The organism is Candidatus Coatesbacteria bacterium, from assembly GCA_014728225.1.
Classification (GTDB): domain Bacteria; phylum RBG-13-66-14; class RBG-13-66-14; order RBG-13-66-14; family RBG-13-66-14; genus WJLX01.
In genome coordinates, this window is record WJLX01000024.1 from 1 (window position 1) to 26,935 (window position 26,935).

Below are 26,935 nucleotides of genomic sequence, written 5' to 3' on the forward strand. Positions count from 1 at the left end.
AACCGTGCATATCCACCGGCCCGACGGAGCGCCGTCAATACTTGAGCTTCCACTTGAGGTTGAGCTGGTAGGTCATCTCGCCCTCCTCCTCGGTGGTCTGGCCGATGGCGGAGAGGTTGTCGGTGATGAAATACTCGACGGCCAGGCTCTGGTTGCCGCGGTTGAGGACGTCGCGGCTGTAGCTGACGTAGAGGTCACGTAGCAGGTACTTGCCGACGGTGACGTTGAGGCTGTCGAAGGCGCCGCCGTCGCCGAGGGCGCTCTCCAGCTTGAGGGTGTCCAGACCGGCGGCCTCCCGGGCCAGGCGGCGCAGCTTGTTCTGGATGAAGCCGGCCAGGACCATGGCGGCCTGGCCCCCGGCGTGCCCGGCGGCGCCGCCGGCGCCCTGATCACCCAGCATGCCCTGGTACTCGTCCCAGGTCATGTCCATGGCGATCAGCATGATGATGTCGCGCTCGGGCAGAGCGGGATCGCTGGTCAGGACGACCTCGGGGTTGGACAGGGTGCCCAGGATGCCGACGCCGATCTCCATTTCCTCGCCGGCGCCCTCGCGATCCCGGCTGCGGATCCTTGTCGAGGCTTCGATGTTGAGATCGGGATCGGGGGGGATGCGCCGCCCGAAGGCGATGGTGCCCTCGTCGATGTCGAAGGCCTTGTCGAGGAAATAGACACTGCCGCGAACGGTATTCAACCGGCCGCCCAGGGCCAGCTCCTCGCCCAGCAGGGTCAGCTTGAGGTTGGCCGAGACCTCGAGGTCGATCATCTCGGAACGCACCCAGAGGTTGCGCTCGGCGACGATCTCGAGGCTGACGTCGAGGGGGGCCTCCGCGGACTTGCCCGGGGGGGTGCGCTTGCCCACGGCGACGCCGCCGCCCATGATCACGTCGATATTGCCCTCGAGGACCTCGACGCGGCCGTTGAGCCGCGGACCGGCCTCGTCGCTGACGAAGCGGACGTCGAGGTCGCAGCTGCCGGTGAACAGGTCGGCCAGGTTGCGGAACTCCAGGCCGTCACCGGTGAGCTGGAAGTCGGCGTGTTGGGTGTCGGCGTACTCGAAGACGCCATCGCCGCTGAGCCGACCCTCGCCCAGGCGAGCGGCGAGTTGCAGCAGCCGGACCTCGCGGGGGTCGGCGGCGAAGCGGAGATCCAGGTCCGTCAGTTCGACCCCGGCCTCGTCGTAGATCACGCGCTCGGCGATCAGCTTGCCGGTGCCCTGGATCCGGGGCTCGTTGAGGCTGCCCTCGACCAGGCCCTCGACGGTCAGCTCGCCGCCGTCGAACTCCAGCCCCGGGGGCAGGAAGGGCAGCTCGTCCAGCGGGAAGCCGTGGGCGCCGAAGGCCAGCCGTAGCGGGCGCTCGGCGTCGTCGAGTCCCAGCCGGCCGGCGGCGTCGATGTTGGCGCCGCCCAGCTCGGCGGTCAGGGATTCGAGCTGCAGCTCGCGCTCGTTGAGAGCACCGACCATGGTAAAGCCGTCGAGGGCGAAGTCTCGGTAATGCAGCCCGTCGGCCTCGAGTTCGACACGGCCCAGTTCGCCGGCGACCTCCGTCCTCAACGGCGCCGTGCCGTCGAGGGCGGCCAGCAGTTCGGAGAGGGCCACCCCGCCGGTCAACTCGGCGTCCAGTGCGGCCCGTTCGACCCCCTGCTCACCGTAGACGAAGTCGTCGACGTCCAGCTCGAGATCGAAGATCGGCGCCTGCGGGGAGCCCATCGCCGTCAGGCTGAAGACCGCCCGTCCACCGAGCTCCTCGTCATCGGTCAGAGCGACGGCTTCGCCGAGAACGCCCAGGTCGAGCCCCGGCGAAGCGGCGTCGAAGTCGAAGCGCTCCTCCTCCAGCTCGAAATGCCCCGCCAGGCGCAGCTCGCCAGCGTTGCTGACCAGGGTCAGCGGCTCCAGCTCCAGGCTGGAATCGCTCAGCGCGACGACGAAGGGCTCGGCGATCTCGACGCGCAGCCGGTTGTGCTCCAACTCCAGCCGCTCTCCGGCGGCGTCGAAGCCCGTCTCGGTCAGGCTCAGCCGCCCGGCGAAGCCCAGGCGGGTCTGGTCGTCGTAGATCAGCCGCAGATCCTCGAGACGGGCCTCGCCCTCGGCGTAGTCCCCGGTGAGTTCCAGCTCGGCGATGCGCTCTTCGTTCACGCTCAGCCCCCGGGCTTGCAGCCGGCCGTCGAAGCTGGGTCCGGCGCTCCAGCCGAAGCGCCCCTCGACCCGGGCCCGCTCGACGCCGTAATCCTTGTAGCGGCCGTTGTCGACGCTCAGCACGGCATCGAGGGCGTCGCGGCGCTCGAGGGGCAGTTGCAGAACGCCCTCGACGCTGAGTCGCTCGACGCCGCCGGCGTCGTAGACCGTGTTGCGAAGCTGTACGCCGTAGCGGATGCGGGCCTCGGTGGGAGGTCCGCCGACGTCGAGGGACAAATCGCCCCGGCCGGCCAGGCCCTCGAGGCCGGTCAGTTCCCTCAGTTGCGCCAGGCGCAGGTCGCCGCCGCGCAGCTTCAGCTCCAACTCGCCGCCGCGCAGGCCGCCGGTCAAGTTCAGGCGTCCGCCGGCCACCCGGATGAGGCCCCGGGTCAGGGTCAGGTCGTTGATATCGCCCAGGGCGGCCAGCTTGACCCCCTGGATGTCGACGCCGCCCAGTTCGCCGGGGAACAGCTCCAGCTCCAGGCTGTGCTCGCCGGGTTCGTTGGCGACGCTCTCCAGGCGCAGACGACCGTTGAGGTCGCCGGGCAGGGCTCCGGCATGGGTCGGGGCCAGCTCCGCCGGGTCGATGCCGTAGAAGTTAAGCTGGCCGGCCAGGCTCGGCTGCTCGCCGTTGAAGTCCAGCTCGGCCCAGCCCTTGGCCCGTCCGCCGCCACGGCGCAGGCGGAAATCGTCGAGGTACAGGGTGCGCTGGGAGAAGACGCCGCGCATCGCCAGCTCGTCGAGGAGGTAGCCGGCGGCGTTGGGGTTGCGCAGCGCCAGGTCCATTTCGGCCCGGGGATCGGAGAAAGGTCCGCTGAGGTGGCCGCGGACCTCGACCCCGCCGGCCAGGGGCAGACCCGGGTCCAGGGTCTCGCGCAGCTCGTCCAGGGAGACGTTGGGCGCCACCAGCTCCAGGTCCAGGGTCTCCTCGTCGGGGTAGACCGAGCCCTCGAGGCGCATCAGGGAGCCCAGGGTGGCCACGGTCATCCGCTCCAGGCGCAGCGGCCCGGCGTCCTCGATCCGCACAGAGCCCTCGACCCAGAAGGCCGGGATGTCGAGGTCGTCGAGGGCGCCGTGGAAGTCAAGCTCGCTGAGGTGGATAAGCTCGGACTCGATCTCCAGGCCCAGGCTGCCGCTGAGCCCGCCGACGGTGAAGCTCGAGCCGTCGGCGGCCAACACCGTTACGTCGCCGCCGATCAGGCGGATGTTTTCGATGACCAGAGGCGAGTTGGGCTTTTCGGGTTCCGAGGGCGGAAACAACAGTTCGATGTTGGAGCCGCCGTCGGCGTAGGCCTCGTAGACCACCCGTACGCCGGTCAGTTGGGCCAGACGCAGCTGAGGCGTACCGAAGGCCGCCTCGAACAGGTTGAACTCCACGCTGCATTCGTCGATGCTCAGGAAGCGGGGTTCCCGGGAGCCCGGCGGGTTGGCGATGCTGAACCCGCTCAGCGTGGCGTCGCCCAGCAGGCTGCCCGACAGCTCGCCGATCTCCAGCTCCAGGGCCAGGGATTCGCTCAGGATGTCCTCGATCAGCCCCGCCAGCCAGCGCTTGACCATCGGCGTTTGCAGCAGGACGACGAGGATCACCAGCAGGATCAGCAGCACGAGCAGTACGCGCACCACCACCCGGACCGTCTTGCGCAGCCAGTCCGGCGGTTTCCAGCGGTGCAGCCGCTCGAAGAATCGTTCCAGGGCGTTCATCGCTTGGCTCATCACCTCGGCGGCGATTGTAACTCATCGCGGGGCCGGAACCCAGCGCCATCCTGAGAGCCCCGGTTCCGCCGTCCACCCGGTCACCCCTTGACGCTCGGGCCGGACGGCCGTATAATCGCCCCTGTTCTTCTTCAGCCTACGTCAAACCGACGCCCGGCATTCCCGGCGTCCCCAACCCGCGGACCCCATGGACTACACCCTGCTGTTCTACGCCGTGCTCAGTCTGGGCGGGCTGGGCCTGCTGTTCGGCCTTGGCCTGGCCGTGGCGGCCAAGAAGTTCGCCGTCGAGGTCGATCCCAAGGTCGAGGAGATCCTCGAGTTGCTCCCCGGTGCCAACTGCGGCGGCTGCGGCTACCCCGGCTGCTCCGGCTACGCCGAGGCCGTGGCCTCCGGCGAGGCCCCCGTCACCGGCTGCGCCCCCGGCGGTCCCGAACTGGCCGAGCAGATCGGCAAGGTCCTCGGCGTCTCCGTCGACGCCGCCTCGCGCAAGGTGGCCGTCGTGCGCTGCCGCGGCGACCGCGACAACGCCCGGGACGCCTTCACCTACTACGGCGTCCCGACTTGCCGCGCCGCCGACCAGCTCGACAACGGACCCAAGGCCTGCGTCTACGGTTGTTTGGGCTTCGGCGACTGCGTCGAGTCCTGCAAGTTCGACGCCCTGCTGATGGGTGACAACGGCTTGCCCGTCGTCATCGACGACAACTGCACCGCCTGCGGCGCCTGTGTCGAGGCCTGCCCCCGGGGCATCATGGAGCTGATGCCCGCCGACGAGCCCGTCTTCCTGGCCTGCATCAACCGCGACCGCGGCAAGTCCGTCAAGGATGTCTGCCGCGTCGGCTGCATCGGCTGCACCCTCTGCACCAAGGAGAAGGGCAACCCCAACGGCGGCATCGTCATGGACGGCGCCCTGCCCGTGTTGGACTTCGGCCACGAGGGCCACGACTTCTGCGATCCGCTGCGCGCCTGCCCGATGAACTGCTTCGTCCGCCGTCTGCCCGTCGAGGACGCGGCCCGCAAAGACGAAGACGCCGCCTGAGGCGGCGGCGCGTCACCGGCCTTTGCAATACCATACCGCGGGGCTTCTCGGCCACGCGGTTTTTTTCGACAGCGTTTCTCCACCGACTACCCGGGCAATCACTCGTTGGAGTGAGGTTAGTCTCGGTATCCAGCGGACACGGCTCCAGTCGGGGTCTGGCTGGATGTCGCGCAGAACCCATCGACCCTGAACACTCCTGCTGAACGACTGCCTGACTGCTGTTTCCCCCATGTCTCTTGATAACCCGCTGCCGCTGGTCTCGGCGAAGGACAGGCTGAAGTGTCAGACAGGCGCCGAGATGCCTTATCGACATCTTCTTGCTCGTTACTGCTTAGTTACTCTACAGGGGGATGGCTGTTGAGGCGTGTAGCAGTAACGGTGTGCCTTGGTTGACTCATACGCCGACACCGCGCCGTCCAGCGTCGTCAATGGAAGCCACCGCAGGGGATATCGTCGAAGCCCCGAAGCGTTGCGGCGCCCGGCGGGCAACCCCGGCTTCCGGCCGTCGGCATTCGCGGCGCGTGCTTGAGAACCGGGCGGGGGCTGTTGGGCTCCCCGCCCGGTTCTCAAGCACGTTGAACGACCGCCGCTTCAGCGGCGCCGTTTCTTGCGACGTCGTCCGCCCCGGCGGGAGCGCTTCTTCTTCTCCCGCTCCCGGCGGCGCAGCTCCTTGAGAGCCTCGGCGGCCGCCAGGGCCTCGGCGCCTTTCTTGGTGGTGTCGACGCCCTCGCCGCAGGGCGCGCCGTCGACCAGGGCCCGGGAACGGTACAGCCGGCGGTGGTCGGGGCCCTCGACGGTGACCTCGTAGGTCGGCAGGGTGATATCGTGGCGGTGGCAGTACTGCTGCAGGTCGCCCTTGGGGTCGTCGACGGCCTCGATCAGCTCCTCGAACAGCAGCTCCCGGGCCACCCGGGCGGCGTGGTGATAGCCGGCGTCGATGAACAGAGCGCCGAAGAGGGCCTCGAAGGCGTTCTCGAGGTTGGAATCCCGGTCGGCGCCGCCGGATTCCCGCTCGCCCTTACCCAGGTAGAGCAGCTCGCCGAGCTCCAGCTCCCGGGCCCGTTGGGCCAGGTTGTCGCCGCAGACCATCGAGACCCGCTTCTCGGTCAGGTCGCCCTCGTTGCCCGTCTGGTCGACGTGGTAGAGGAACTCGGCCACGGCCAGATCGAGAACGGCGTCGCCCAGGTACTCCAGCCGCTGGTAATGACCCTCGCAGCCCTCGTTCTCGTGATAATAGGAGGGGTGGGTCAGCGCCTTGCGCAGCAGCTCGAGGTTGCCGAAGCGATGCCCGGTGATCTCCTCGACGGCGTCGAGGATATACAGATCGTCTTCATCCATCGTCTTCTTCCATCGTCGTTATCCGTTTTCTTCCAGCGTTGCCATCGGTCGTTGTCAAGGTTGGTCGGTTTCGTCCGGCGCTTGCGCTCCGCCGGTTTCCGTTCGCTCGGTTTCTTCGAGCAGCCCGGCCTCGCGCCAGAGCCCGAGGACCAGCTCGCGCAGCTCGTCCCAGCCCAGCCGGCCCGCGCCCTGCTGCCCGAGGATGGCGAAGTGCAGCGGGCGCACGAGGTGGTGCCGGTGCAGGCGGTAAAGCTCACGCAGGCGACGGCGCAGCCGGTTGCGCTCCACGGCTCCGCCGACGCGGCGGCCCGTGACCGTGCCGCAGCGCAGTCCCGTCACGCCGCGCCGCAGGTAGATCAGGCGCAGCGGACCCCGCGAGACCCGCCGGCCTGCGGCGAACAGGCGGTCGAAGTCTCGTTTCTTGAGCAGGCGCAGCTCGCGCGGATAGCCGTAACGTCCCATTGCGGCAATTCTAGTACAGCAGCGCATGAAAAAACAGCCTCGAGGGAGACCGTTTAATCTCTTGATTCCGCTGGCGGATTCGTCGACCCTGCGGGACGACGGGCTCCACTAATGGCTCAGGCGCTTGCGGCCGCGGCGACGCCGACGCGAAACGAGCTTGCGGCCGTTCTTGGTCCGCATCCGCTTGCGGAAACCGTGATCCCGCTTGCGCTTGATCTTGCTGGGCTGGTAGGTTCGTTTCATCGCTGCCTCCGTTCAAAAACCGCCGACGGCTCGTCGCCGTTTGTCTCGCTAAAGGGACGAGCAGAATAGCAGACCCCGCGGGGTATTGTCAAGTTCGCCGTCGTCGCTGGATGATCCGCCGCCGGGCAAAGGGCGCTTGACGGCTGCTCGTGGAATGCTCCACGGTCCACCCGCCGGACGAGGACGTAAGCGGGGGAGGGCCGGCGCGGTTGTTGCGCCGCCGGACCCCGCGCGGGGTCCGGCGGTAATGCAAGAACCGTGACGGCCCGGCAAAGGGCGCCGGGACCTAGAAATTCCAGCCGATATAAAACTGGAACTCGGGGTCGCGCTCGACCTCCTCGAAATCGGTCAACCAGGCCAGATCGAAGCGCAGGGCCAAGTAGCGCGCCAGGCCGACGCGAAAGCCGATACCGAAGTTGCCGGACAGGCCGGGGAAGTCCTGATCGGCGTCCCAGGCGGCGGCGGCGTCGAAGAACAGCGCCCCCTGAACCTCGTAGAAGGTCAAGGCCCCGACGGGCAGCCCGAGGGCGATATAGTCGAACAGGGGGAAGCGCCACTCGAGGTTGCCCATCGCCAAGCGGGTGCCGTGGAAGTGGCCGTAGGGGTAGCCGCGCATGGACATCGAGCCGCCGAAGTAGGCCCGCCGGGCGTCCTCGCCCTCGGCCAGGCGGCCGATCAGGCGGGCGGCCAGGGTGGTCTTGCGGCTGGTGCGCAGGTAGTAGCGCACATCACCCCACAGGCTGTAGTAGGCGCTCTTGCCGTTGGTCAGATCGAAGGTCTGACCTGCCTGGAGGTTGACGCGCATCCCGTCGATCGGCCCGATCATGTCCCAGAGGGTGGTGTCGTAGACGAAGGAGAGATAGCCCGAGCCCAGCAGACGGCTGTTCCAGTCCTCGCCCAGGTAGTCGTAGCGCTCGGACTGGCGCAGGACCAGGTTGCTCTCCAGCCGAGTGTAGCGGTTGAAGGGGTAGCTGAGTACGCCGACGCCGCCGTAGCGCCGCTCGAAGTAGGGCTGCTCGACGGTGTAGTCGTAGTAGTCGTCGACGTAGTGGAAGCCGCCGACGCCCCAGTTGAGCCGCCGGGAGAGATTGAGGTAGGTGCCGGCGACGTTGAGGTACTCGAAGAAGCCGGCCGTCGAGCTGCCGACGGAGTAGAGCTGGAGGATGATCCGCTGGTCGCCGGTCAGGTCGGTCAAGCCGACGGCGGTGCCCAGGCCGGTGCCGAACTCGGGGTCGTAGGCCGTGTCGGCGCGGATGACGTCGAGGGTGAACTCGGTCTCGTAGGGGGCGATCTCGGCGGCGATGTCCACGGTCTGCAGCGGGGCCACCCCGCCGCTTTCACCGACGGCGGCGACGCTCTCCCCGGCCGGCGCCGGGGCCAGTTCATCGACACGGTAGACGCCGAAGCCGTGGCCGACCAGGCCCTCGCAGAGCAGGTCCCCGGCCGGAGTGAAGCCGCCGCGGAAGGCCCCGGAGTAGAGCCGGGTCATCCGGGTCAACGAGCCATCGTCTTCCCGGCGGTAGAGATCGGCGGCGCCGTCGCGGTCGGAGAAGAAGTACAGCCGATCCTGGGCGTCGTAGACCGGCGCGCGGTCGGCGTAAGCACCCGTGGTGAGCTGTTCGAGTTCCCCCGTCGCCGGATCCAGCCGCCAGAGGTGGCGGTGGGGTGAGTACTCGCCGTCGGCCCGGTTCGAGGAGAAGACGATTCCGCCGTTCGGCGTGATCACCGGCTCACCGTCGAAGTAAAAATCCTCGGTCAACCGGGTGACGCGCCAGTCGGGCAGTTCGACGCGGTAGAGGTCGGCGCGTCCGGCCTCGTCAAGACCGCTGACGTAGAGCTCGTCGCCGGTCAGGGCCGGGGAGTAGAGGTTTACCACCCCGGGCAGGGGACGGCGCCAACGCACCTCGTCGGCGTCGACGTCATAGCAGATCAGCTCGTCGCGACCCCCTGTGGCGGCGGAGAAAACCACCCGGCCGTCGTCGGCGGCCAGATCGCTGGTGAACATGTGCAGGGACTCGAGGCTGGGGTTGCGCTCGGCGGTCAGCAAGCGCTCGGCGGCTTCGGGCTCCTCGAGCGGCGCCCAGAACAGGGCCTGGTAGCCGTAGTAGTTGGAGAGGAAGCAGTAGCCGGGCTCGCCGTTACGCTCGACGTAGACCGGCGACAGGGCGATCTCCTCTTCGCCGGTCAGCCGCTCGCCGATCTCGTCCAGACTGTGCCGCTCGGCGATCTGGGGGAAGTAGCGCCGCTTGACCCAGCGCCGCCAGTCCTCGTCGAACTCGTCGAAGGCGACGCCCAGCACGTCCGCGACGACGTCATCGAAGTACTCGTGGGTGTAGCTGCGCCGCAGCAGCTCGACCAGGGCGTCCTCGCCGAAGCGCTCGGCGATGTAGACGCAGGCCGACTGTCCCTCCTTGTAGAGCAGGAACACCGGCCCGGCGCCGATCAGCTTGCGCAGGGAGACCAGACGCTCCTCGAGGACCAGGTCGCGCATGTAGATCGCCAGCTCCGCTGAATCGCCGTCGGAGAAGTACTCGGCTAGCCCCTCGGAAAACCAGAGGTGGGGCGTGCCGTAGCTGGTGTCGCCCCGGGCCATGACATTGTCGCGCAGCACATCGAAGGCGAAGACGTGGACCAGCTCGTGGGTCAGCGTTGACGAGAAGGCCGCCAGGTCGCCGTTGTTGGGCATCACCACCCGGCCCTTGCGGAACTCGGTGAAACCGCCGACGGACTCGGGCAGCAGCATGTCGATGGTGTTGGTCTGCTGAAAGCTGGGGCCGTTGGAGTAGACGAACAGGGGAATGCGGCCCTTGACCAGGTGGCCGAAGCGCAGGGCCAGCTCGCGGAAGGCCGTTTCCGCCAGGGCGGCGGTGCGCTCGGCCAGCTCGCGCTCCTCGGGATAGAAGTGGACGTCGAAATGCTCCGTGGTCAGCACCCGCCAATCGAAAGCGCGGTAGCTGACCTTGTTCTGGCCGAAGCTGGAATAGGACGCCGCCGGAGCGGTCCCCAGCAGCAGCAAGGCGATCAGCAACCAACGGAGCTGTCCACGGTTTAGCGGCATTGTTCCTCGCGGCCCGTCGGCTTCGTCCGCAGGCCCGGGCCATAGGCCTCCGTCACCATAAGATAGCAGAAAAATCGCCGTCCGGCGAGGGCTGTTCCCGAAACGATGAATTCCCGAGGCTCAGGTCGGTAATTAAACGTCAGCAAGCGCCCCCGGGTTCCCGGCTCAGGCCTCGAGCCGGCGCAGGGCCTCGGCCGGAGCCAGGCGGGCCGCCCGGCGCGCCGGTAGCCAGGCCGCCAGCACCGCCACGCCGACGGCCACGCCCCAGCCGCCGAGCAGCAGCCACCAGGGCAGGTAGAAGAAAGTCTCGGGCATGAAGCTGAAGTCGGGAAGGTGGCTGCGCAGCAGATGGTCGCCCAGCTCGCTCAAGCCCCAGCCCGCCAAGACGCCGACGGCGCCGTTGACCGCGCCGACCACGGCGGCCTCGCCGAGCAGCAGGCCGCGGATGTCGCCCCGGGTGCAGCCCAGGCAGCGCAGCAGGCCGATCTCGGCGCTGCGCTCGGTGACGATGAGGCTGAAGTTGTTGAAAATGCTGAAGGCGGCGATCAACAGCATCAGCACGCCGACGACGGCCAGCACGGCGGTGATGGTGTCGATGGTCAGGCCGGCCTTCTCGACGGCCTCACGGCTGGATTCGGTCTCGAAACCGGCCTCCCGGGCGAAGGCCCCCACGCCGGCGGCGGTGTGTGAATCGCGGCAGACGACGTAGGCCTTGGAGTAGCGCTCAGCCCGGGAGCCCGTGGCTCGAACCGTGGCCTCCTGCAACACCTCCAGGGGGATGGTGACGCCGATCAGCATCGCTTTGGGCGAGAAGCCCACCACCCGACCGGTCAGCCTGGTGACCGGTTTCTGCTCGAAACTCGAACGACCCAATTGCAGACCGAAACTGGTCCCCAGGACCTCCTCCGGGGTGAAGGACGGCAGGTCGTTGCCCGGGGCGAAGACCTCGTTGTAGAAATCGACGAGTTCGCTGGAGATGATCACCGGAACCTCACCGGGAGCCGGCTCGACGCCGCCGTCGGAGCGGGCGGCGTCGAGCATCCGCTTATCCCAACCCGCCACGCCCAGGTCCGTGCCGAAGCGCGGCAGCTCGACGGGACCGATCTCGAGGCCCCGCAGGTGGGAGGGGATCGGCGATTCCAGGGCCGGATAGACCGCCTCGACGCCCTCGGCGCCGCGCAACAGCTCCAGGGCGGCATCGTCAAGCGGGATCGCCTCGCGCAACAGCCCCGGTTTCTCGCGCACGATCAACTCGTTGAGCGGCAGCTTGGCCAGCATGCCCTCGATTACCTCGCGCCGCACACCTTGCCCCAGGCCGACCAGGAACACCAGGGCCGCCACACCGATGGCGATGCCCAGTGAGCTGGTCACGCTGCGCCGTTTGTGACGACCGAGGTTGGCCGCGATCAGATGACGGGCGTTGGCGAGTTTCATTGAGCGGCTCCGGCGACGCCGGGAGTGGGGAAGACTCAGACTCGTCCAGTATACCGGAATCGGGACGCTTCCAACAAGGGTGCGGGGCGAACCCGCAAGACGGGCCCGGAAAACCGCCCGCCGTTCCGCCGGCTCTGCAGCCGGCGCCCGCCCCGGAACCGGCACGGTTTTTGCGGAGGCGGACCGTTATCGTCGGCCGTAACGGTCGCCGAGATGCAAAAACCGTGCCGGTTCCGGGGCGCGGTGTTCTTGGAGCGCCGCAGGTGCAGCAGGCGGTTTTCCGGGCCCGAACCGCCGACACCGGGTTACGGCGGAGCTGATCCCGAGTTCCGACCGGCGGAAAGACACAGCTTTTTCTGTAAACCTTATGGTCTGATATATCAAAGGAATACGGATGTCTGGTCTCAACAGAAGACCTGCGCTGCATGAAATGCTGCGTAACTGCGCCGATTGGCGGTCCTTGTCAGGCGACTTGCTCTGTGAATGCCCACCAGTACAGGGTTGGCACGGTCCTTGCAGTATAGTGACTCCGGAAGGAGAGAAACCATGCTGCTATTACTGATCATCCTCGCTCCCCTGCTCGCCGGACTGGTGATCCTGGTCCTGCGGCGTCACCACACCAGACCCAAGCTGCTCTGTCCGGCCTGCGGCGGCGCGGTCGAAGTGGACTTCCAGGTCTGCCCCCACTGCGGTACCGCGTTGCAATGTAGCTGTCCGGGCTGCGGCGCGGCCGTCCGCGCCCTCTGGCGGGCCTGCCCCCGCTGCGGCACCGTGTTGAAGGAGGTCCGCGATGAAGACTAAGCGGTTGATTTCGCTTATCGCCGGTGTGCTCTGTCTGGGATTGGTGGTGACGGGATTCGTCCTGCTGGGCCAAGGCTTCCGGACAGCGACCGCACCCCCGGCACCGGAGTTTCAGCGCCGGCCTCCGCCGGCCCATAACGCCCACCCGGGTGGTCCGCTCAATCCTGACGGGCAGCCCCGGCGCTTCGAGCGTGAGATCCTCCAGCGCCTGGAGCCCGACGAACGCCGACGGGCGATCCGCTTCTGGCACGGCTTGTCGCCGCAGGAGCGCCGCGCCCTGTACGACGAAGTGATCGAGCTGGAGGACGAGGCCCGGTTGGAGCGGGTGCGGGAGCTGATCGCTGACGTTCCTGCCGGCCCGCCGCCCATGCTGTGGCCCCTGTTGCTGATCGTCATCGGCAGCGCCGGCGGCGCCGTGGTCCTTTTTCTGCACCTGCTGCGCCGCGAAGGACGACGTAAAACGGCTGTCTGCCCGCACTGCGCTCGGCCCGTCGAGCGGGACTGGAATTTCTGCCCCTATTGCACCAAACGCCTCGGTGCCGGAGAGGAGGATTGATGGGGAACCTCGACCGGCGTAGCAAACTGATCAACCGGGGGACGACGCCGCGTTCCCGGGGAAAGCGAACAACGAACAACGGCGCGATCATCTTCAACCAGCGTTTCTACCACCCCTTGTACCTGGCGTTCAATTGCCAGTCGTACGGCTAGCGCCGACCAACGGCTAAGACAGAAGGAGAACCCATGAAACGGCACCTTACGATCCCCCTGGCGATAGTCCTGGCCCTGCTCGTTCCGACCCTGGCCGTCTCGGCCTGGGGCGGCGGCAACCACCCCGATAACCCCGACCGTGAGCTGCGGCTGCTGCGGGATCTCAGCGATGCCCAGCGCTCCGAGCTGGAGCAATTGCGTGAGGCCCACCGTCGCGCGGCGGAACCTCTCCACGACGAACTGCGCGCACTCTGCGCCGCCGGTGAGCGCAACTCCGAGCGGGCCCGCGAAGTCCGCGACCGATTGGAAGAACTGGTCCGCGTCCACCTGTCCCGGGCCGGCGGCGTTCTGAGCACCGAGCAGTTGAACGAACTGGCCGAGCTGGATCCCGATCATCCCCTGGTCACCGGCGAGCCGCGCCACGACATCGGCGACGGCGGACGTCAGCCCGGTCAGGGGCCCGGTCATTCCAGGCGGGGAGCCGGCAGCGGCCGGGACCGTTAACCAAGCAACCGGGGCGGTTCGCCGCCGGCGGATCGTCCCCAACCCATCCCGATGATGAAACCGATCCTGCCGATAGCATTGCTGAACCTGTTGATCATCGTGCTCCGCCTACTAACCTGACCAGGAACCAACTGATCCGTAACGAGCTTAGACTCCGCGGATCGCTGTAACAGAGGAGAAAACCATGAAGAGCACCACCCTGAAAGCCCTGACCGTGCTGGCTGTTCTCGCCACGGCCCTGTCCGCCTTTGCCCAGGGTCCCGAACCCGCTCCCCGCGGCGGCGGTCCCGGTGAAGGGCCCCGCGAGGGCGGGCAGCCCTCCCTGGCCTGCATCCCCGACATGACCGCCGAGCAACTGGAGACCATCCAGGAGCTGCGCGACGAGTTCCACGAGGCCAACGAGGACCTGCGCGATCAACTGCGCGAGGCCCGCGAGGAGTTCCGCGAGCTGTTGCGTGACGCCGATCCCGATCTGGGCGCCGTCCGCGCCGCCAAGGATCGCCTCGACGATCTGGAGACCGAGAGGCTGCTCGCCGGGCTCGAGCACCGCGGCGAGGTCCGCGACGTCCTGACCGCCGAGCAACAGGTCTTCTTCGATGAACTGCACCATGGTCGACCCGGCGGCCGTGGCGGTCGTCCCGGTATGGGCGCCGGCGGTCCCGAAGGCCCCGGTCCCGAGGGACGCTGACACACCTTGATCCGGATCGACAAGGAGCTTGCCAGCCTCCGGCGCAATCTTGGAGGTGATACCCACCGATCCGGTACGGGCCCCGCGAGGGGCCCTTTTCTTCATGCCCGGCATCCGGCGAGACCTGGGAAAACAACCCCCGGGCCTTCGCCGATGCTCGAAGCCCCGTACCGCCCGGAACTGGCACGGTTTTTGCATCTCGGCGGCCGTTGAGAGCGATGATAACGGTCCGCCTCCGCAAAAACCGTGCCAGTTCCGGGCCACCGGGCGGCGGCGTTGTGGCGGGTTTTGTTTTCCCAGGTCTCGCCGGGGTGGTGTCCACCGCTCGGTCGGGCCGTTGTAAAAGGAACGGGACGGCGCTTGGGCCGTCCCGTCGTCGGATCGTTTATGCCGCTTGTTAGTGTAAGCTCTCGCTCTCGGACAGCTCTTCGTCCGAGGAGTCGGTCGTCAGTTTGGTGGATTCTTCCAGCACGCCGTGGTCCTCGCGCTCGGAGTCGGGGTGGTAGAAGGCCCACTCGAGTCCGGCGGCGTAGCGGGCGGCCTCGCCCTCGGGTATCTCGTCGGGGGTGACGGGTAGGGCGATGCTTGAGCCGGGGACACGGGGCTTGAGCCTGGTGGGGTACATGATCATGTAGTCGCCCTTGAGCACGGCCTCTTCGGTGATCTCGCGCCAGCGGGCGGCGTTGGTGTCGAGCTTGTCGATGATGTCGGCGCGTTCGAGGATGGTCTCGGCGCCGGTGTGGGTCGGCCGGGCTTGGTGTTCGGCGACGTGGCGGCGCAGCATCTCGGGATGGTCGATGATCATGCAGGGTCGCAGCAGGTTGCCGTCGTAGGGGATCTCGCCGCGGATGGCCTTCATGAAATCGTGCTGCAGGGCCTGGGTCAGCGTCGTCTCGTAGGCGTTGTCGACGGCGAAGTGGGCGAAGACGCAGGGTTCGATGTCGCCGTTGTTGTTGACGTGGAGGTACTGGCGTCCGCCGGCCAGACAGCCGTGGGCGATGTAGCCGTCGTTCCAGAAGTCGGCCAGGAAGATGGGGTACTTGTTGCGCATCCGATAGACGTCGTGGCGCAGTTTGTCGCGCTTTTCCGGTGAGAGGATCAGCTCCAACTCGGGTTCGGCGCCGATGGGGATGTAGTGGAACAGCCAGCCGAACATGCAGCCCTTGTCGATCATGAGCTTGATGAACTCGTCGGAGCCGAAGTATTCGGCGTTCTTTTCGGTAACGGTGCCGGAGAAGCCGAACAGGACGCCCTTGTCGCGCAGCAGCTCCATTCGGGAGATGATCTTGTCGTAGCCGTTGGAGCGCCGGGCGTCGGTGGTTGCCTTGTCGCCCTCGATGGAGATCATCGGCGCGCCGTTACCCAGCTCGGCCAGGCGGTCGGCGTCCTCGTCGGTGATCAGCAGGGAGTTGGTGTAGATGATGAAGAAGCACTTGTCGTACTTCTCGAGGAGGCGGTACATCTCCTCCTTGCGCATGAACGGCTCGCCGCCGGTCAGCACGAAGAGGGTCACGCCCATCTGGTTGTGGGCCTCGCCGATGAGCCGGTCGAGGACCTCGTAGTCCAGGTCATCGGACTTCTTGGAGTACTTGGCGGCCCAGCAGCCGTAGCAGTGCAGGTTACAGCGGGCCGTGATCGACAGGACGAGGAGCTCCAGGGGTTTGAAGCCGTTCTCCTCCTGCCACTGCTTCTTGCGTTCCTCGAAGACGAAGGGGTTCATGAAAAAGTTCTCGATCAGCGCCCGGCGGGGTTTTTCCGCCAACTGGGTTACGGAGCGTTCCATGAAGTCCAGGAACACATGCTCGTTCTTGAACAGCCAGCGCATATCGCGGGCGCGTTCGCGGTCCACATCGTGGACGCTCACCTTCTCGAACAGCTCGGCCAGCTTGATGAAGGTTCCCTTGGGGTCGCGGGCCAGCTTACGGGAGATGTTGCGCGCGGCGATGTGGGCCCCGGTGGATTTGATGCTCTCCCATACGGGGCTCATCTTTCATCCTCCTCATGGCATACGTGCGGAGTAGTCTGCTGCATAATGCGTAGCACGACCAGCCCCGAAATCGATGTGCTATAATCGATTCCGACGGCCGTTGTCAATCGTGGGTGGCTGGAGGGGCTTTGAGGCGGGAGGAGGGAGACGCTTCTCGGAGGGGGGCGGTTTGAGGCGGAGGTTGGCTTATCGGGCTAAGCCCGCATTATTCGATTATACGCAACCGTCCATCTGGAACCGTCCATCTGGAACCGTCCATCTGGAACCGTTCATCTGGGACCGTTCATCTGGGACCGTTCATCTGGAACCGTCCATTCGCAACCGTTGATCAGCAACCGTTGACCCGGTCGTTTGCTGCGGGAGGTGAGTCAGGGGATGAATAGGCAGTATCAAGTTTTATCTGCACTCAACTCCGCGGCCGCTGGGTTTCCCTTCGTTCAAGTCCTTTCGGCCCGCTCCTGTGTTGTGCGATAACCTCCCGAAGTAATCGTGTTTGTTGCCCTGGCGGGTGTTCTCGCCCGGTTCCCGAAACCGCCGCATCGTGCAGGATTAACGCTGGGTTATGGATGATGGGTCCTTTGATACAGCGGTGCTCCGGGTTGGCCTCAGGCGACCGGCCGGGTTCTTATCCGACGAGCGTCCGCCGGGACAGCCGGCAATCAACGGGTCTCCGTTCCGCGCGGTTAGGACTTAGCGGTTAAGACTTACAGCTTGCCCTCGGCAACCGGCTTGTCGGAGTGGACTCTGTCCCGCGCAGTATAAGACTTACAGGCTTAGTCGGATAATACGTTTGTGACGCCGCCCCACCTAAACTCTTAGTGTAAGAGTAGCAGGTCTCTGGGGGTATAGTCAATATGAATAGGCCATTTTTTCATCTCAATTGCTTCAAGCCGCTCATTTGTACGCTTTGACAGAATTCAGCCGGGTGTTGTTGAGATACTACGTCGCAGACGCCCCGTCTGCAGTGCTGAGGCAACGCTGAAGCCCCGGAACGGGGAACGGGAATGGAAACGGGAACGGGAGAAGATGAGACCGACTCTGATCGACACCCACTGTCATCTGGACGACCCCCGCTACGACGGCGTCGTCGAGGCGCTGCTGGCCCGGGCGCGTAACGCCGGCGTCCAGCGCCTGGTCAGCATCGGCATCGACCTGGCCACCAGCCGCCAGGCCGTTGCGCTGGCCGAAGAACACCCGCGGCTGGTCTCGGCGGCCGTGGGGTTGATGCCCCACGAGGCGCGGGACTATGACGTCGACTACGGTGACGCCCTGGAGGCCCTGGCCGGGCGTCCCGGTGTCGTCGCCTGGGGCGAGATCGGCCTGGACTACCACCACGAGCGCTCGCCCCGGGATATCCAGCGCCGGGTGTTCCTCGACCAGTTGCGCCGGGCCCGGCGTTTGGGCCTGCCCGTGGTCGTCCACAGCCGGGAGGCCGCCGACGACACCCTCGAGGTTCTCGCCGAGGCCGCCGACTACCCGGTGTTGCGTGACCAGCCCTACGGCGTGCTGCACTGCTTCTCCGGCGCCGAACGCCACGCCCGCCGGGCCTTTGAGCTGGGTTACCACGTCGGGATCGCCGGGCCGGTGACCTTCACCAACGCCCGGGACTTCCAGCGTCTGGTGGCCCGGCTGCCCCTGGAGCAGTTAGTGGTGGAGACCGACGCGCCCTATTTATCTCCCCATCCGTTTCGGGGCAAGTGCAACGAGCCCGCCCGGGTCGCCCTGGTGCTGGCCAAGGTCGCCGAGCTGCACGACGTCGACTACGCCACGGCGGCGCGGACCACCACGGACAACGCCCGTCGCCTGTTCCGCCTGCCTTCGGCGGCGGCCGATCCGGGCGACTTCTGCTACCGTCTCGGTTCCCGGATCTATCTCAACGTCACCAATCGCTGCAACAACGACTGCTCCTTCTGCATCCGCCGCCGTCGGCTGGGCCTGGCGGGCTACCAGCTTTGGCTCAATCGCGAGCCGACGACGGCTGAGCTGCTGGATTGCGCCGCGGCCGAGCTGAAGCGCGCCCCGGCTGATGAGATCGTCTTCTGCGGCTTTGGTGAGCCCCTGCTGCGATTGGACACCGTCCTGGCGGTGGCCGGGAGCTTGAAACAAGCCGGCCGCCGGGTGCGTATCGATACCAACGGCACCGCACAGCTCGAGCTGGGGCTGACGGCGGCCGAGCTGGTCCGGCGGCTGCGTCCCGTCGTCGATCGCCTCGGCGTCAGCCTCAACGCCCCCGACGCCGAGGAGTACGTTCGCCTCTGTCGTCCCGTCGCGGGCGAGGCGGCGTTCTCCGCCGTCAAGGAGTTCATCGGCGCCGCCGTTGCCGCCGGCGTCCCCGTCACCGCCAGCGCCGTGGCCGTCTCCGGCCTGGACGTCGAGGCCGTCGCCGAGCTGGCGTCCGCGTTGGGTGCCGATTTCCGCCGCCGCAGTTTCCACGATGAGGACCAAGCATGAGAACGGGCAGCGACGATCCGGCCCTCGAGGCCTACTTCAACGAGATCAGCCGCATCCCGATATTGAGCCGCCAGGAGGAGCTGGAGCTGGCCAAGCGCGCCAAGGCTGGAGACGAGGAGGCCACCAAGCGCCTCGTCGAGGCCAACCTGCGCTTTGTGGTCAAGATGGCCTACCGCTACCTCAACCAGGGCTTGCCGCTGACGGACCTGATCAGCGCCGGTAATGAGGGGCTGATCATCGCCGCCCGGCACTTCGAGCCCGAGCGCGGCAACCGCCTGATCTCCTACGCCGTCTGGTGGATCCGCCAGTCGATCAGTCGGGTGCTGGCCAACGATGCCCGCACCATCCGCCTGCCCTTCTACATCTACTGCGACCTCTACCGCCTCAAGCGGGTTCGCGAGATGTTCCGCGCCCGCGAGGGGCGCGAGGCCAAGGTCGGCGAGCTCTCCGCCGAGTTGGGCATGCCGGAGAAAAAGATCGAGAAGCTGCGCAAACTGGCCGGCGGCGAGCTGTCGCTCAACCGGCCCATCGTGCCCGACGAGAGCACGGAGATGCTCGATCTGATCGCCGACGCCGACAGCCCCAACCCCGAGGACGATATGCTGGAGCTGGACCGCATCCGCGAGGTCGAGCTCTACCTCAGCAAGCTGCCCGAGCGCCAGGCCAGGGTGGTCAGCATGCACTACGGCATCGGTTGCAAGCCGATGACGCTGAGGGAGATCGGCGAGGTCTTCGACCTCTCCCGAGAGCGCATCCGCCAGATCGAGGTCCAGGCCTTCCAACGGGTGCGGGCCATGGCCAGCCGCGAACTCAACTAGGGACGCCTTGACCGCCGCCCGGTCGTCCCGTAGAATAATCCCGGACGATCGCCGCGCCCCATTCCGAGGAGGATCGTGAACCTGGAAGAGCTGCTGGAGATCCTGGCCTGCCCGGCCTGCAAGACCGCCGTGCATCTCGACGACACCGGGGAGCGGATCATCTGCGACCGCTGCGGTCGCCGCTACCTCATCCGCGACGGCATCCCGGTGATGCTCGTCGACGAGGCCGAGGGCGGGGACGCCTGAGCCACCGACGAGCGCCGCAACCGCCGCCCCGCCACAATCCCCCGCGGGCCCGGCAATCCTCCAGCCCAGGGAGACCGACGATGGAGCGCTACCAGGCTATCATCCCCGCCGCCGGCATCGGCACCCGCCTCAAACCCCACACCCACACCCTGCCCAAGGCCCTGCTTTCCGTGGCCGGCAAGCCGATTCTGGGCTACATCCTCGACGACGTCGCCGCCCTGGGCATCCGCAAGGTCACCGTGGTGACGGGCTTCTTCGCCGAGAAGGTCGAGGAGTATGTCCGCCGGTCTCATCCCGAACTGGACTGCGTCTTCGCCCGCCAGACCGAGCAGCTCGGTCTGGGCCACGCCGTCTGGACGGCGCTCAACGAGAACGCTGAACGGCGCGGGCTGGCCAGCCTGATCATCCTGGGCGACACCATCGTCGAGGCCGATCTGGCTGGAATGTTCGCCCGCCAAGAGAGTGTCATCTGCGTGGCGCCGACGGAGAACCCGCGGCGCTTCGGCATCGTCAGTCTCGAGGGGGAACGAATCAGCGGGATGGTGGAGAAGCCGCAGAATCCGCCGACCAACCTGGCCATCGTCGGCATCTACCTGATCCGGGATTCCGAGCTGCTGTATCAACGACTGGGCGGCAACATCAGCGACGGGGTACGCACCCGGGGCGAGTTCCAGCTCACCGACGCCCTGGCGGCCATGCTCGATGCCGGTACTCCCTTCGTCCCCTGGCGCATCGGACGCTGGTTCGACTGCGGCAAACCCGAGACCCTGCTGGCGACGAACCGGGCCCTGCTCGACCGCGATCCGCCGCCGACCGGCGATTTCGACTCCTGCGTGATCATCCCGCCGGTCTTCATCGCCGCCGATGTCGAGTTGCGCGGTTCGGTCATCGGACCCTACGCCAGCATCGACACCGGTGCCCGGATCACCGATTCGATCGTTCGCGACAGCCTGGTGGGACGGGGCGCCGAATTGACCGGCGTCCAGCTCGATCAGTCCCTGGTCGGCCTCGGGGCCCGCGTCACCGGGGCTTTCTCCACCATCAACGCCGGTGACGACAGCATCATCAGCCTGGGATAATTATCCGCCGGAGTCGCGACGCCCCTTGTCCCGGGCGGCGACCGGGTGGTAAACTTATCGCGATGAAGATTGATAATCCAATCCAGCTCCGGGCGACGGTCCATTGACGGTCGGTCAGCAACTGCGCCCGCCCGGCGCAGAACGGCAATCTCCACTCAAATCCCAACATTGCTTAGCCTTCGACGAGCAAGTAACAGGCATAGAAAAGGGATCAACAACTCTGGATGTTTATGCGCGGAACCTTCAAGGAGCTTTCCCAGGCTGAGGTCGTTCAGCTGTTGATCATGAATCGTAAAACCGGCCGCCTGGTTTTCAACGAGAACGGCGACCGGATTACCGTCTTTTTCCGCGAGGGCGCCATCATCGACGCCGAGGGCGCCGACGCCCAGGGCGAAGAGGCTTTCTTCCAGCCCTTCTGCTGGGACGTGGGCAGTTTCGAGTTCATCCCCGAGGAGATCGAGCGCCCCCAACGGATCGAGAGCAACTGGCAGAAACTGCTCTTCGACGCCTCCAGCCGGGTCGGCGAGCTCGACAAGCTGCGCGAGCGCATCGGCTACAGCTTTTCCATCCCCCGGCCCACCGCCGGCTTTGATCCGACCATGTACGACGGCCTGGAGCTGGACCGCCAGATCCTGGCCGGTATCAACGGCCGGCGCAACATCCGCGAAATCAGCCGCCGGGTCGGGCTCAAGGTGCCCGAGGTGCTCAAGCGCCTGGACAGCCTGCGCGACGAGGGCCTCGTCGAGATCGTCAAGACCCCGGTGACCGACCGGATGATCGAGATCCTCGAGCGCTACATCGGCGGCGCGGCCCGGGAGTTCGTCGAGCGCGAGAAGCGCCGCTTCGGCCACGACATCGAGCTGGCCAGCCGCGACGAGATGGGCGAATTGTGCGGTAACTCCGAGATCTTCGCCCTCGAGTACACCTCCCGCGCCGAGGCCCGGGCGCTGAACCGGGAGCTGCGCGAATTCGTCCAGTCCCTGTTCTGAGCAGCGTCGCCGGCTGAATAACTCGGCGGCAGAGGGTGGGGCGAACCCCACCCTCTGCTCAATTTTGCGCTGACTTACCGCAGCCCGCCAGCCCACCCGGCTCAGTCCGGTTCGGCGAGGTCCAGCTCGGCGGCGGCGAAGCGGGTTCCCGAAACGGATTCCACCAGCTCGGCCCCCCGCTGCTCGAAGGGCAGGCTGACCAGCTCGGGACGACGCCGGGGGCAGCAGCCGGTCAGGGCCATCCCCGGCGAGCTCTCGGCCAGCTCGAGGACGGCCAGGTCCAGCAGGCGGGTGGCCTCGGTCGAGTTGTAGGCGGCGCCCCGGGAGCGGGCCCCGGCGATCAATTCGTACTCCGGCTGGCAGTCGGTCAGGGCGGCGGCGGTCCGCAGGGCGCTGACCGGATGGCGGGTGCGGAAGGCCGGCAGGTAGGCGAAGACCCGCCGCCGATCCAGGTCGAAACGTTCGTCGCGCAAGCGGTCGCTGACCGCGCGGGGGCAGGGCAGTTCGTCGAGTTTCAGCCGGCCGTCACGGGGTGCGCGCAGCTCGAAGCGCCAGAAAGGCAGGCGGACGATCTCCTCCTCGGCCGCCCCCGCCGGTCCCTCGGGGCGGCTGCGCAGCCACCACCCCAGGTAGACCTGGTTGGCGCTTAAGGGCTCCAGCCCCGCGAAACCCAGCTCGAAGCCGGCCTCGCACTGGGGGCAGGTGAAGACCCGGTCTCCGTCGCCGACCACCAGGCGGCGGCGGCAGTTGGGACAGACCAGCTCCCGGGTTTCCCAGCGGGCATCCGCGACGTTGTCCATGACGACCTCACGACGACCTCACGATGATTTCGACTGCCGCCCGGTGCGTAACGCTGCGCCGCCACGGCGAGAACCAAGGTCAGTATAAGACGTGATCCGCCGTCTGACAAGCCTGGCGCTGCTGGTCGCCTGCCTGGCGGCGGCCGGGCGCGGCATCGTCGGCGTCGAGATCGAGGGCGGCGAGCTGCCCGGGCTGGAGGCGCTGGTCGGCGACGAACTCGACCGCGGGGTGGTCGGAGCCCTGCTGGAGGAGGAGGCGCGCCGCCTCGCCGCCGCCGGCTTTCTCGACGCCCGGATCGAGGTCGAGTACGTCGAGCGCGCCGGCGGGATGCTGTTGCGGGTCAACGTCGACGCCGGAACGCGCGCCCCCCTCGGCGAGGTGACGATCAACGGCGCTCGGACTCTGGAGCCCGTCGACATCGAGGCCGCGGCCCGGGCCGGTTGGCGCCGCGAGGGCGTCAGCGGGCTGCTGGACGCCGTCGCCCGCCTGTACGCCGCCGCCGGTTATCTGGAACTCGAATCCCGCTTGGGCGGTTTCCAGCGCGACCCCGGCGGCTCCCTCTCCCTGACCCTGGAGTTGGTCGAAGGCCGGCGCACGATCCTCGAGGGGCTCGAGGTCCGCGGCGTCCGGGGCCGGGCCGCCCGCAGCGTCGAGTTGGTCTGCGGTCTCGAGGACGGTCAGCCCCTGCTGCCCCGGACTCTGGCCGTCCTCGAGCGCCGCCTGGCCCGCAGCGGCTACTACGATGACTGGACCATCAGCTACGCCGACGGCCTGATCGTCGAGGTCGTTCCCGGCCCCGCCCTGATGGCCGACGGCGCCCTGGGGCTGCGCGAGGCCGACGGGGGCGGCGTGGACCTGTTCGGCGAACTGAGTGTGGATTGGATAAACATCGCCGGCGGCGCCCGCGATCTCGAGCTGCTCTACCGCCAGCGCACTACCGACGACGCCGATTACCGGCTGGCCTTCCGCGAGCGCTATCTGTCCGGTGGCTGGGCCGACCTCGACCTGGAGTACGACGGGCTGCGTCGGAGCCGGCGCCGCGCCGACGCCCTCGCCTTGACCTATACCCGCCGTCTGGGCGTCGATCTGGAGCTGTCCCTGGGGCTGAGGGGCTCCCTCGACGACAGTTACCTGGGCGGTGAGAGTGAGTACCTGGGGTTGCGGGCCGCGCTGAACTGGGATCGGGGCCGACCGCCTAACAACCCCGCCGCCGGGTCGCGCCTGGGTCTGCTTGCCGAGGCCGGCCGCCGCGGCTACGCCGAGATACGACGAACTCCGCTGAAACTGCGGGCGCGGGCCGATTTCTTTTGGACCCCGGCCGAGCCACACACCCTGGCCCTGCTGCTCGAGGGCGGAACCTCCCGGCTCGACCCCGGCGCCGTCGAGGATTACTTCTACCTCGGCGGGGCGGCCAAACCCCGGGGCTACCGGGCCGAGGAGCTGCCCTGCGACGCCTACGTCCAGGGCAGTCTGGAGTATCGTCTGCGCCTGGGGGCCGACGGCCGGCTGTTCGCCTTCGGCGACGCCGCCTACCTCAGCCCGCGCCAGACCGGCCGCTTCATCTCGCGGGCGATGGAGCTCGCCACTCTCGAATACTCCTATGGTCTGGGTCTGAGCGTCGATATCGGCATCGGCGGCCTGGAGGTCGTCTACGCCGTCGGCGCCGAGCGGGAGCTCGACGAAGGTGTCGTCCAGGTCCGCCTGGTCAGCGGCGGCTTCTGAGTGCCTGTCGTCGGGGTTTATCACGGTCGCGGTATGGCGGAATTGGATATCGACCGACCAATCGGCTATAATGATTCCTTTGGAGCCGACGCCGTGTCCGTATCCAACGCGACGCGTGCTGATCGAACAACGAGCCGGCGATTAACGAACCGGCGATCAACGAACCGGCAATCAAACCGGCAATCATGCCAAGGAGGATCACTTTGCGAAAACTAGTGCTGCTGAGTCTGGCCCTGCTGACCGCCCTGACCCTGGGGCTGCTGGGCTGCGAGGAAGAAGAGGAAGGGATCGCCGAGGGCGAGGACGGCGAAATCGACGTGCTCGAGCAACTGGCCGAGACGACCACCGCCGCGGGTCAGTGGGTCACCTACACCGGACCCGAGGGCGGCGAGGTCACCCTGGCTTTCCTCGATGACACCGCCGACGGCTACGTGCTGGAGTTCAGCGCCAGCCAGGACAAGGAGATGATCGTCGTCAAGGCTCTGCTCGACTCCAGCGTCTACGAGGAGTTCGAGGAGGGCGTCCACGATTTCTTCAGCGATCCCGAGGGTGAGCAGGACGGCATGATGTCCAGCTACATGACCGACCCGTCGATGGAGACGATGGATACCGAGGAACTGCGCCGGGAGGCCGAGGAGAACCTCGACAAGCTCGAGGCGAACCTCAAGGAGCTCCAGGTCCAGATCGACGACAAGAACGCCTTCGACGTCAAGGTCGACGAGATCATCGAGCTGGTGCGGGAGATGCTGCCCGACCTGTTGGCGATGACCGAGGACTTCGCCGCCCTGGCCGAGGAGTTCGAGGAAGAGGTGGAGGAAGAGGACGCCGAGTCCGAGGAGGTCACCTTCGAGACCACCCGTAACGAGAAGGTCGAAATCGCCGGCCGGACGATGCTCTGCAACATTCTCACCGTCACCGCGGACGGAGACGTCGCCGAGATTTATTACTCTCCCGAGATCCCCTTCACCGGCGTGGTCAAGGTCGTCCAAAACGGCGAGGACAAGCTGGTGATGAAGGACTTCGGCGACGAGGGCGCCCAGAGCGCCTTCACCGTCACCGAACTGCAGCCCTTCGGCCGCCGGGAGCTCGAGGGCATGCTCCAGGGTATGCTGATGATGACCCAGATGGCCGAGGGCTTCGGCGAAGCCTACGGCGAATACGACTTCGAGGGCATGGGCGAAGGCGGCGAGATGGACATCGCCGAGCTGGAGCGCATGGCCGAGGAGCTGGAGGGCATGTACCCCCAGGGCCAGTAGCCGGTAAGCATGAATACCAACGGGACCGCCGCGGCGGTCCCGTTATTTTTGCTCGGTGCAGAGCTGGGGTGGTATCACAGAGGGTTGAGCAGCACCTGGCGGATCTCCTGGTCGGCCCGGCGCAGCCGCTCGCACATCACCCGGGCCAGGTTGATGGCGATGTCGGGGATCTGATGCATCAGCTCCATGACCTCGTCGCGTTCGAGATAGTACAGCTCGGTGGTGCTTTCGGCGATGACCGTGGCCGTGCGCGGACCGCCGGTGAGGATGGCCACTTCGCCGAAGATGCTGCCCGGTCCGAGGGTGGCCAGCACCTTGCTGCGATCGGTATCTATCACCTTGAGGATATTGACCTTACCACTGGAGATCAGGTAGACTCGGTTACCCGGCTCACCCTCGGCGATGAGCTGTTCCTCGTTCTCGGCGCGGTGGAAGTGCAGGCGTTGGCGGATTACCTCCAACTGCTCGGAGGATAGATTATTGAACAGGCTGAAACGGGTGATCTCGGCGTTTTCCATGGCTGTCCTCTGGCGACTGACCTCGGCGGGTTATCCGGCGGCTCCGATGGCGGGTTGACGGTGTGAATGAACACGGGTTGGTCAGTGCGGGTATGCTGGAGTACGGACGGCGATCCCCCACACCTCCAGTATAGCAGGGAGGTCCGGTGAGCGTCAGGCGGGGTCGGCTAAGGTGGTGGCGCCACGGCGTCAGAGTGCTGCTCGGGTTGGGCGGCTGGCTGGCGCTGTCGCTCTACGCCCTGCCCGTCCATCGCGGTGAGCTGCTTTACGAGTCGGCCCATCTCTGGGTCCTGCTGCCCGCCGTGGGCTTGATCGCCGTGACCCCCCTTGCGCGGTTGCGCTACGAATTCGACATTTTCGACCCCAGTCGGGGGCTGGTCTGCGGTCTGTTGTTGTATCTGGGGGCCGTTCCCGTCGGCTGGGCGCTGGCCGTCGGCGAGGGGGTGACCGCGGCTTTCGAATCCAGGCGTGACAACGAGGGGCCCTGGGGGATGCTCAGCCGGGCGTCCCTGGCGGCGGGACGAGCCGCCCTGTGGTGCGCCGGGACGGGTTGGCTCTGGCGGCTGCTGCTGGAGCGCGAGCGCTTCTACCGCTTCCACCCTGCGGTAATCCTGGGGTTGGTGATCGCCGTCGGTGTAAGTCTGGCCGTCGACGGCCTGCTGTGGTTGCTGCGCGAGCGGGAGAGCGTTCCCGAATGGAACAGCCGGCTGACCGGCGACGCCTGGGGCGGCTTCGCCGCCGTCTTCGCCCCGGCGCTGTTCAACTTCTCCAACCACGCCGCCCTGGGCTGGATGGTGCTGATCGTCGGCGCCGGGCTGCGGCTGGGCAAGCCGCGCCGCGGCCGGGCGGGCGGTTGAGGGGTTTTGGTCGCAAGAGCACGTTTTAGGTCGGCGGGGAGGCTGCGCAGCCT

Annotated in this window: 23 protein-coding genes; 14 read left to right on the forward strand and 9 right to left on the reverse strand. The window is 66.9% G+C overall.

The features are described from left to right. Nucleotides 1-34: 34 nt before the first annotated feature. Nucleotides 35-3,886 (reverse strand): AsmA family protein, encoded by a 3,852-nt coding sequence (locus GF399_01930; protein ID MBD3399073.1) that lies wholly within the window; start codon nucleotides 3,884-3,886, stop codon nucleotides 35-37. A gap of 187 nt (nucleotides 3,887-4,073) precedes the next feature. On the opposite strand from GF399_01930, the gene GF399_01935 reads away from it, so the two are divergent. Beyond that, a complete protein-coding gene (locus tag GF399_01935) occupies nucleotides 4,074-4,922 on the forward strand; it encodes a Fe-S cluster domain-containing protein (GenBank protein MBD3399074.1) in 849 nt (282 codons plus the stop codon). Between the two features lie 591 nt (nucleotides 4,923-5,513). On the opposite strand, the gene rnc is transcribed toward GF399_01935, so the two are convergent. The 5 genes from rnc to GF399_01960 all read right to left on the reverse strand — a co-directional run bounded on the left by rnc (nucleotide 5,514) and on the right by GF399_01960 (nucleotide 11,457). Then, nucleotides 5,514-6,260 (reverse strand): ribonuclease III, encoded by a 747-nt coding sequence (gene rnc / locus GF399_01940; protein MBD3399075.1) that lies wholly within the window; start codon nucleotides 6,258-6,260, stop codon nucleotides 5,514-5,516. A 54-nt stretch (nucleotides 6,261-6,314) separates the two neighbouring features. Continuing rightward, entirely contained in the window at nucleotides 6,315-6,749 is a 435-nt protein-coding gene (gene rnpA, locus GF399_01945; GenBank protein ID MBD3399076.1) for a ribonuclease P protein component, read from the reverse strand. Between the two features lie 81 nt (nucleotides 6,750-6,830). Beyond that, on the reverse strand, nucleotides 6,831-6,965 hold the full coding sequence (gene rpmH, locus GF399_01950) for a 50S ribosomal protein L34 (protein ID MBD3399077.1): 135 nt from the start codon (nucleotides 6,963-6,965) through the stop codon (nucleotides 6,831-6,833). A 286-nt stretch (nucleotides 6,966-7,251) separates the two neighbouring features. Further along, nucleotides 7,252-10,023, reverse strand: coding sequence for a BamA/TamA family outer membrane protein (locus GF399_01955; GenBank protein ID MBD3399078.1), 2,772 nt, complete (start codon nucleotides 10,021-10,023; stop codon nucleotides 7,252-7,254). Nucleotides 10,024-10,188: 165 nt separating this feature from the next. Further along, on the reverse strand, nucleotides 10,189-11,457 hold the full coding sequence (locus GF399_01960; GenBank protein MBD3399079.1) for an FtsX-like permease family protein: 1,269 nt from the start codon (nucleotides 11,455-11,457) through the stop codon (nucleotides 10,189-10,191). Between the two features lie 483 nt (nucleotides 11,458-11,940). On the opposite strand from GF399_01960, the gene GF399_01965 reads away from it, so the two are divergent. The 5 genes from GF399_01965 (at nucleotide 11,941) to GF399_01985 (ending at nucleotide 14,158) form a co-directional block, all read left to right on the forward strand. Continuing rightward, nucleotides 11,941-12,258, forward strand: a complete 318-nt coding sequence (locus tag GF399_01965) for a hypothetical protein (protein ID MBD3399080.1) — start codon at nucleotides 11,941-11,943, stop codon at nucleotides 12,256-12,258. After that, entirely contained in the window at nucleotides 12,248-12,814 is a 567-nt protein-coding gene (locus GF399_01970) for a hypothetical protein (GenBank protein ID MBD3399081.1), read from the forward strand. Before GF399_01965 ends, GF399_01970 begins: the two co-directional genes overlap by 11 nt. Continuing rightward, on the forward strand, nucleotides 12,814-12,966 hold the full coding sequence (locus GF399_01975; protein ID MBD3399082.1) for a hypothetical protein: 153 nt from the start codon (nucleotides 12,814-12,816) through the stop codon (nucleotides 12,964-12,966). The genes GF399_01970 and GF399_01975 overlap by 1 nt, the downstream gene beginning before the upstream one ends. 33 nt (nucleotides 12,967-12,999) lie before the next feature. Then, nucleotides 13,000-13,470: a hypothetical protein gene (locus tag GF399_01980; protein ID MBD3399083.1), complete on the forward strand. Its 471-nt coding sequence runs from the start codon at nucleotides 13,000-13,002 to the stop codon at nucleotides 13,468-13,470. 184 nt (nucleotides 13,471-13,654) lie between these two features. Beyond that, entirely contained in the window at nucleotides 13,655-14,158 is a 504-nt protein-coding gene (locus GF399_01985) for a periplasmic heavy metal sensor (GenBank protein MBD3399084.1), read from the forward strand. Between the two features lie 397 nt (nucleotides 14,159-14,555). On the opposite strand, the gene GF399_01990 is transcribed toward GF399_01985, so the two are convergent. Beyond that, nucleotides 14,556-16,145 (reverse strand): radical SAM protein, encoded by a 1,590-nt coding sequence (locus tag GF399_01990; protein ID MBD3399085.1) that lies wholly within the window; start codon nucleotides 16,143-16,145, stop codon nucleotides 14,556-14,558. A 1,026-nt stretch (nucleotides 16,146-17,171) separates the two neighbouring features. On the opposite strand from GF399_01990, the gene GF399_01995 reads away from it, so the two are divergent. The 5 genes from GF399_01995 to GF399_02015 all read left to right on the forward strand — a co-directional run bounded on the left by GF399_01995 (nucleotide 17,172) and on the right by GF399_02015 (nucleotide 21,728). Next, a complete protein-coding gene (locus GF399_01995; GenBank protein ID MBD3399086.1) occupies nucleotides 17,172-18,596 on the forward strand; it encodes a YchF/TatD family DNA exonuclease in 1,425 nt (474 codons plus the stop codon). Further along, a complete protein-coding gene (locus GF399_02000) occupies nucleotides 18,593-19,414 on the forward strand; it encodes a sigma-70 family RNA polymerase sigma factor (protein MBD3399087.1) in 822 nt (273 codons plus the stop codon). The genes GF399_01995 and GF399_02000 overlap by 4 nt, the downstream gene beginning before the upstream one ends. Nucleotides 19,415-19,489: 75 nt before the next feature. Further along, nucleotides 19,490-19,660: a Trm112 family protein gene (locus GF399_02005; protein ID MBD3399088.1), complete on the forward strand. Its 171-nt coding sequence runs from the start codon at nucleotides 19,490-19,492 to the stop codon at nucleotides 19,658-19,660. An 80-nt stretch (nucleotides 19,661-19,740) separates the two neighbouring features. Continuing rightward, complete coding sequence (locus GF399_02010) at nucleotides 19,741-20,739, forward strand: NTP transferase domain-containing protein (protein MBD3399089.1); 999 nt, start codon at nucleotides 19,741-19,743, stop codon at nucleotides 20,737-20,739. 224 nt (nucleotides 20,740-20,963) lie between these two features. After that, a complete protein-coding gene (locus GF399_02015; GenBank protein ID MBD3399090.1) occupies nucleotides 20,964-21,728 on the forward strand; it encodes a DUF4388 domain-containing protein in 765 nt (254 codons plus the stop codon). Between the two features lie 101 nt (nucleotides 21,729-21,829). Here GF399_02015 and GF399_02020 read toward each other — a convergent pair whose 3' ends face one another. Next, nucleotides 21,830-22,528 (reverse strand): hypothetical protein, encoded by a 699-nt coding sequence (locus tag GF399_02020; GenBank protein ID MBD3399091.1) that lies wholly within the window; start codon nucleotides 22,526-22,528, stop codon nucleotides 21,830-21,832. Nucleotides 22,529-22,619: 91 nt separating this feature from the next. On the opposite strand from GF399_02020, the gene GF399_02025 reads away from it, so the two are divergent. Then, nucleotides 22,620-24,251, forward strand: coding sequence for a BamA/TamA family outer membrane protein (locus GF399_02025; protein ID MBD3399092.1), 1,632 nt, complete (start codon nucleotides 22,620-22,622; stop codon nucleotides 24,249-24,251). A 203-nt stretch (nucleotides 24,252-24,454) separates the two neighbouring features. Further along, on the forward strand, nucleotides 24,455-25,507 hold the full coding sequence (locus GF399_02030; protein ID MBD3399093.1) for a hypothetical protein: 1,053 nt from the start codon (nucleotides 24,455-24,457) through the stop codon (nucleotides 25,505-25,507). Nucleotides 25,508-25,581: 74 nt separating this feature from the next. Here GF399_02030 and GF399_02035 read toward each other — a convergent pair whose 3' ends face one another. Beyond that, the gene (locus GF399_02035; GenBank protein ID MBD3399094.1) at nucleotides 25,582-26,025 is read right to left on the reverse strand and encodes a cyclic nucleotide-binding domain-containing protein; all 444 of its coding nucleotides are present in this window, start codon (nucleotides 26,023-26,025) and stop codon (nucleotides 25,582-25,584) included. Nucleotides 26,026-26,171: 146 nt separating this feature from the next. Between GF399_02035 and GF399_02040 the strand changes: the two genes are divergently transcribed. After that, complete coding sequence (locus tag GF399_02040; protein MBD3399095.1) at nucleotides 26,172-26,882, forward strand: hypothetical protein; 711 nt, start codon at nucleotides 26,172-26,174, stop codon at nucleotides 26,880-26,882. Nucleotides 26,883-26,935: the final 53 nt, after the last annotated feature.

Bases quoted from the DNA above. Each gene is read 5' to 3' on its own strand.
- GF399_01930 (MBD3399073.1), bottom strand. From the start codon at position 3,886: ATGAGCCAAGCGATGAACGCCCTGGAACGATTCTTCGAGCGGCTGCAC.
- GF399_01935 (MBD3399074.1), top strand. From the start codon at position 4,074: ATGGACTACACCCTGCTGTTCTACGCCGTGCTCAGTCTGGGCGGGCTG.
- rnc (MBD3399075.1), bottom strand. From the start codon at position 6,260: ATGGATGAAGACGATCTGTATATCCTCGACGCCGTCGAGGAGATCACC.
- rnpA (MBD3399076.1), bottom strand. From the start codon at position 6,749: ATGCGCTGCTGTACTAGAATTGCCGCAATGGGACGTTACGGCTATCCG.
- rpmH (MBD3399077.1), bottom strand. From the start codon at position 6,965: ATGAAACGAACCTACCAGCCCAGCAAGATCAAGCGCAAGCGGGATCAC.
- GF399_01955 (MBD3399078.1), bottom strand. From the start codon at position 10,023: ATGCCGCTAAACCGTGGACAGCTCCGTTGGTTGCTGATCGCCTTGCTG.
- GF399_01960 (MBD3399079.1), bottom strand. From the start codon at position 11,457: ATGAAACTCGCCAACGCCCGTCATCTGATCGCGGCCAACCTCGGTCGT.
- GF399_01965 (MBD3399080.1), top strand. From the start codon at position 11,941: ATGCCCACCAGTACAGGGTTGGCACGGTCCTTGCAGTATAGTGACTCC.
- GF399_01970 (MBD3399081.1), top strand. From the start codon at position 12,248: ATGAAGACTAAGCGGTTGATTTCGCTTATCGCCGGTGTGCTCTGTCTG.
- GF399_01975 (MBD3399082.1), top strand. From the start codon at position 12,814: ATGGGGAACCTCGACCGGCGTAGCAAACTGATCAACCGGGGGACGACG.
- GF399_01980 (MBD3399083.1), top strand. From the start codon at position 13,000: ATGAAACGGCACCTTACGATCCCCCTGGCGATAGTCCTGGCCCTGCTC.
- GF399_01985 (MBD3399084.1), top strand. From the start codon at position 13,655: ATGAAGAGCACCACCCTGAAAGCCCTGACCGTGCTGGCTGTTCTCGCC.
- GF399_01990 (MBD3399085.1), bottom strand. From the start codon at position 16,145: ATGAGCCCCGTATGGGAGAGCATCAAATCCACCGGGGCCCACATCGCC.
- GF399_01995 (MBD3399086.1), top strand. From the start codon at position 17,172: ATGAGACCGACTCTGATCGACACCCACTGTCATCTGGACGACCCCCGC.
- GF399_02000 (MBD3399087.1), top strand. From the start codon at position 18,593: ATGAGAACGGGCAGCGACGATCCGGCCCTCGAGGCCTACTTCAACGAG.
- GF399_02010 (MBD3399089.1), top strand. From the start codon at position 19,741: ATGGAGCGCTACCAGGCTATCATCCCCGCCGCCGGCATCGGCACCCGC.
- GF399_02015 (MBD3399090.1), top strand. From the start codon at position 20,964: ATGTTTATGCGCGGAACCTTCAAGGAGCTTTCCCAGGCTGAGGTCGTT.
- GF399_02020 (MBD3399091.1), bottom strand. From the start codon at position 22,528: ATGGACAACGTCGCGGATGCCCGCTGGGAAACCCGGGAGCTGGTCTGT.
- GF399_02035 (MBD3399094.1), bottom strand. From the start codon at position 26,025: ATGGAAAACGCCGAGATCACCCGTTTCAGCCTGTTCAATAATCTATCC.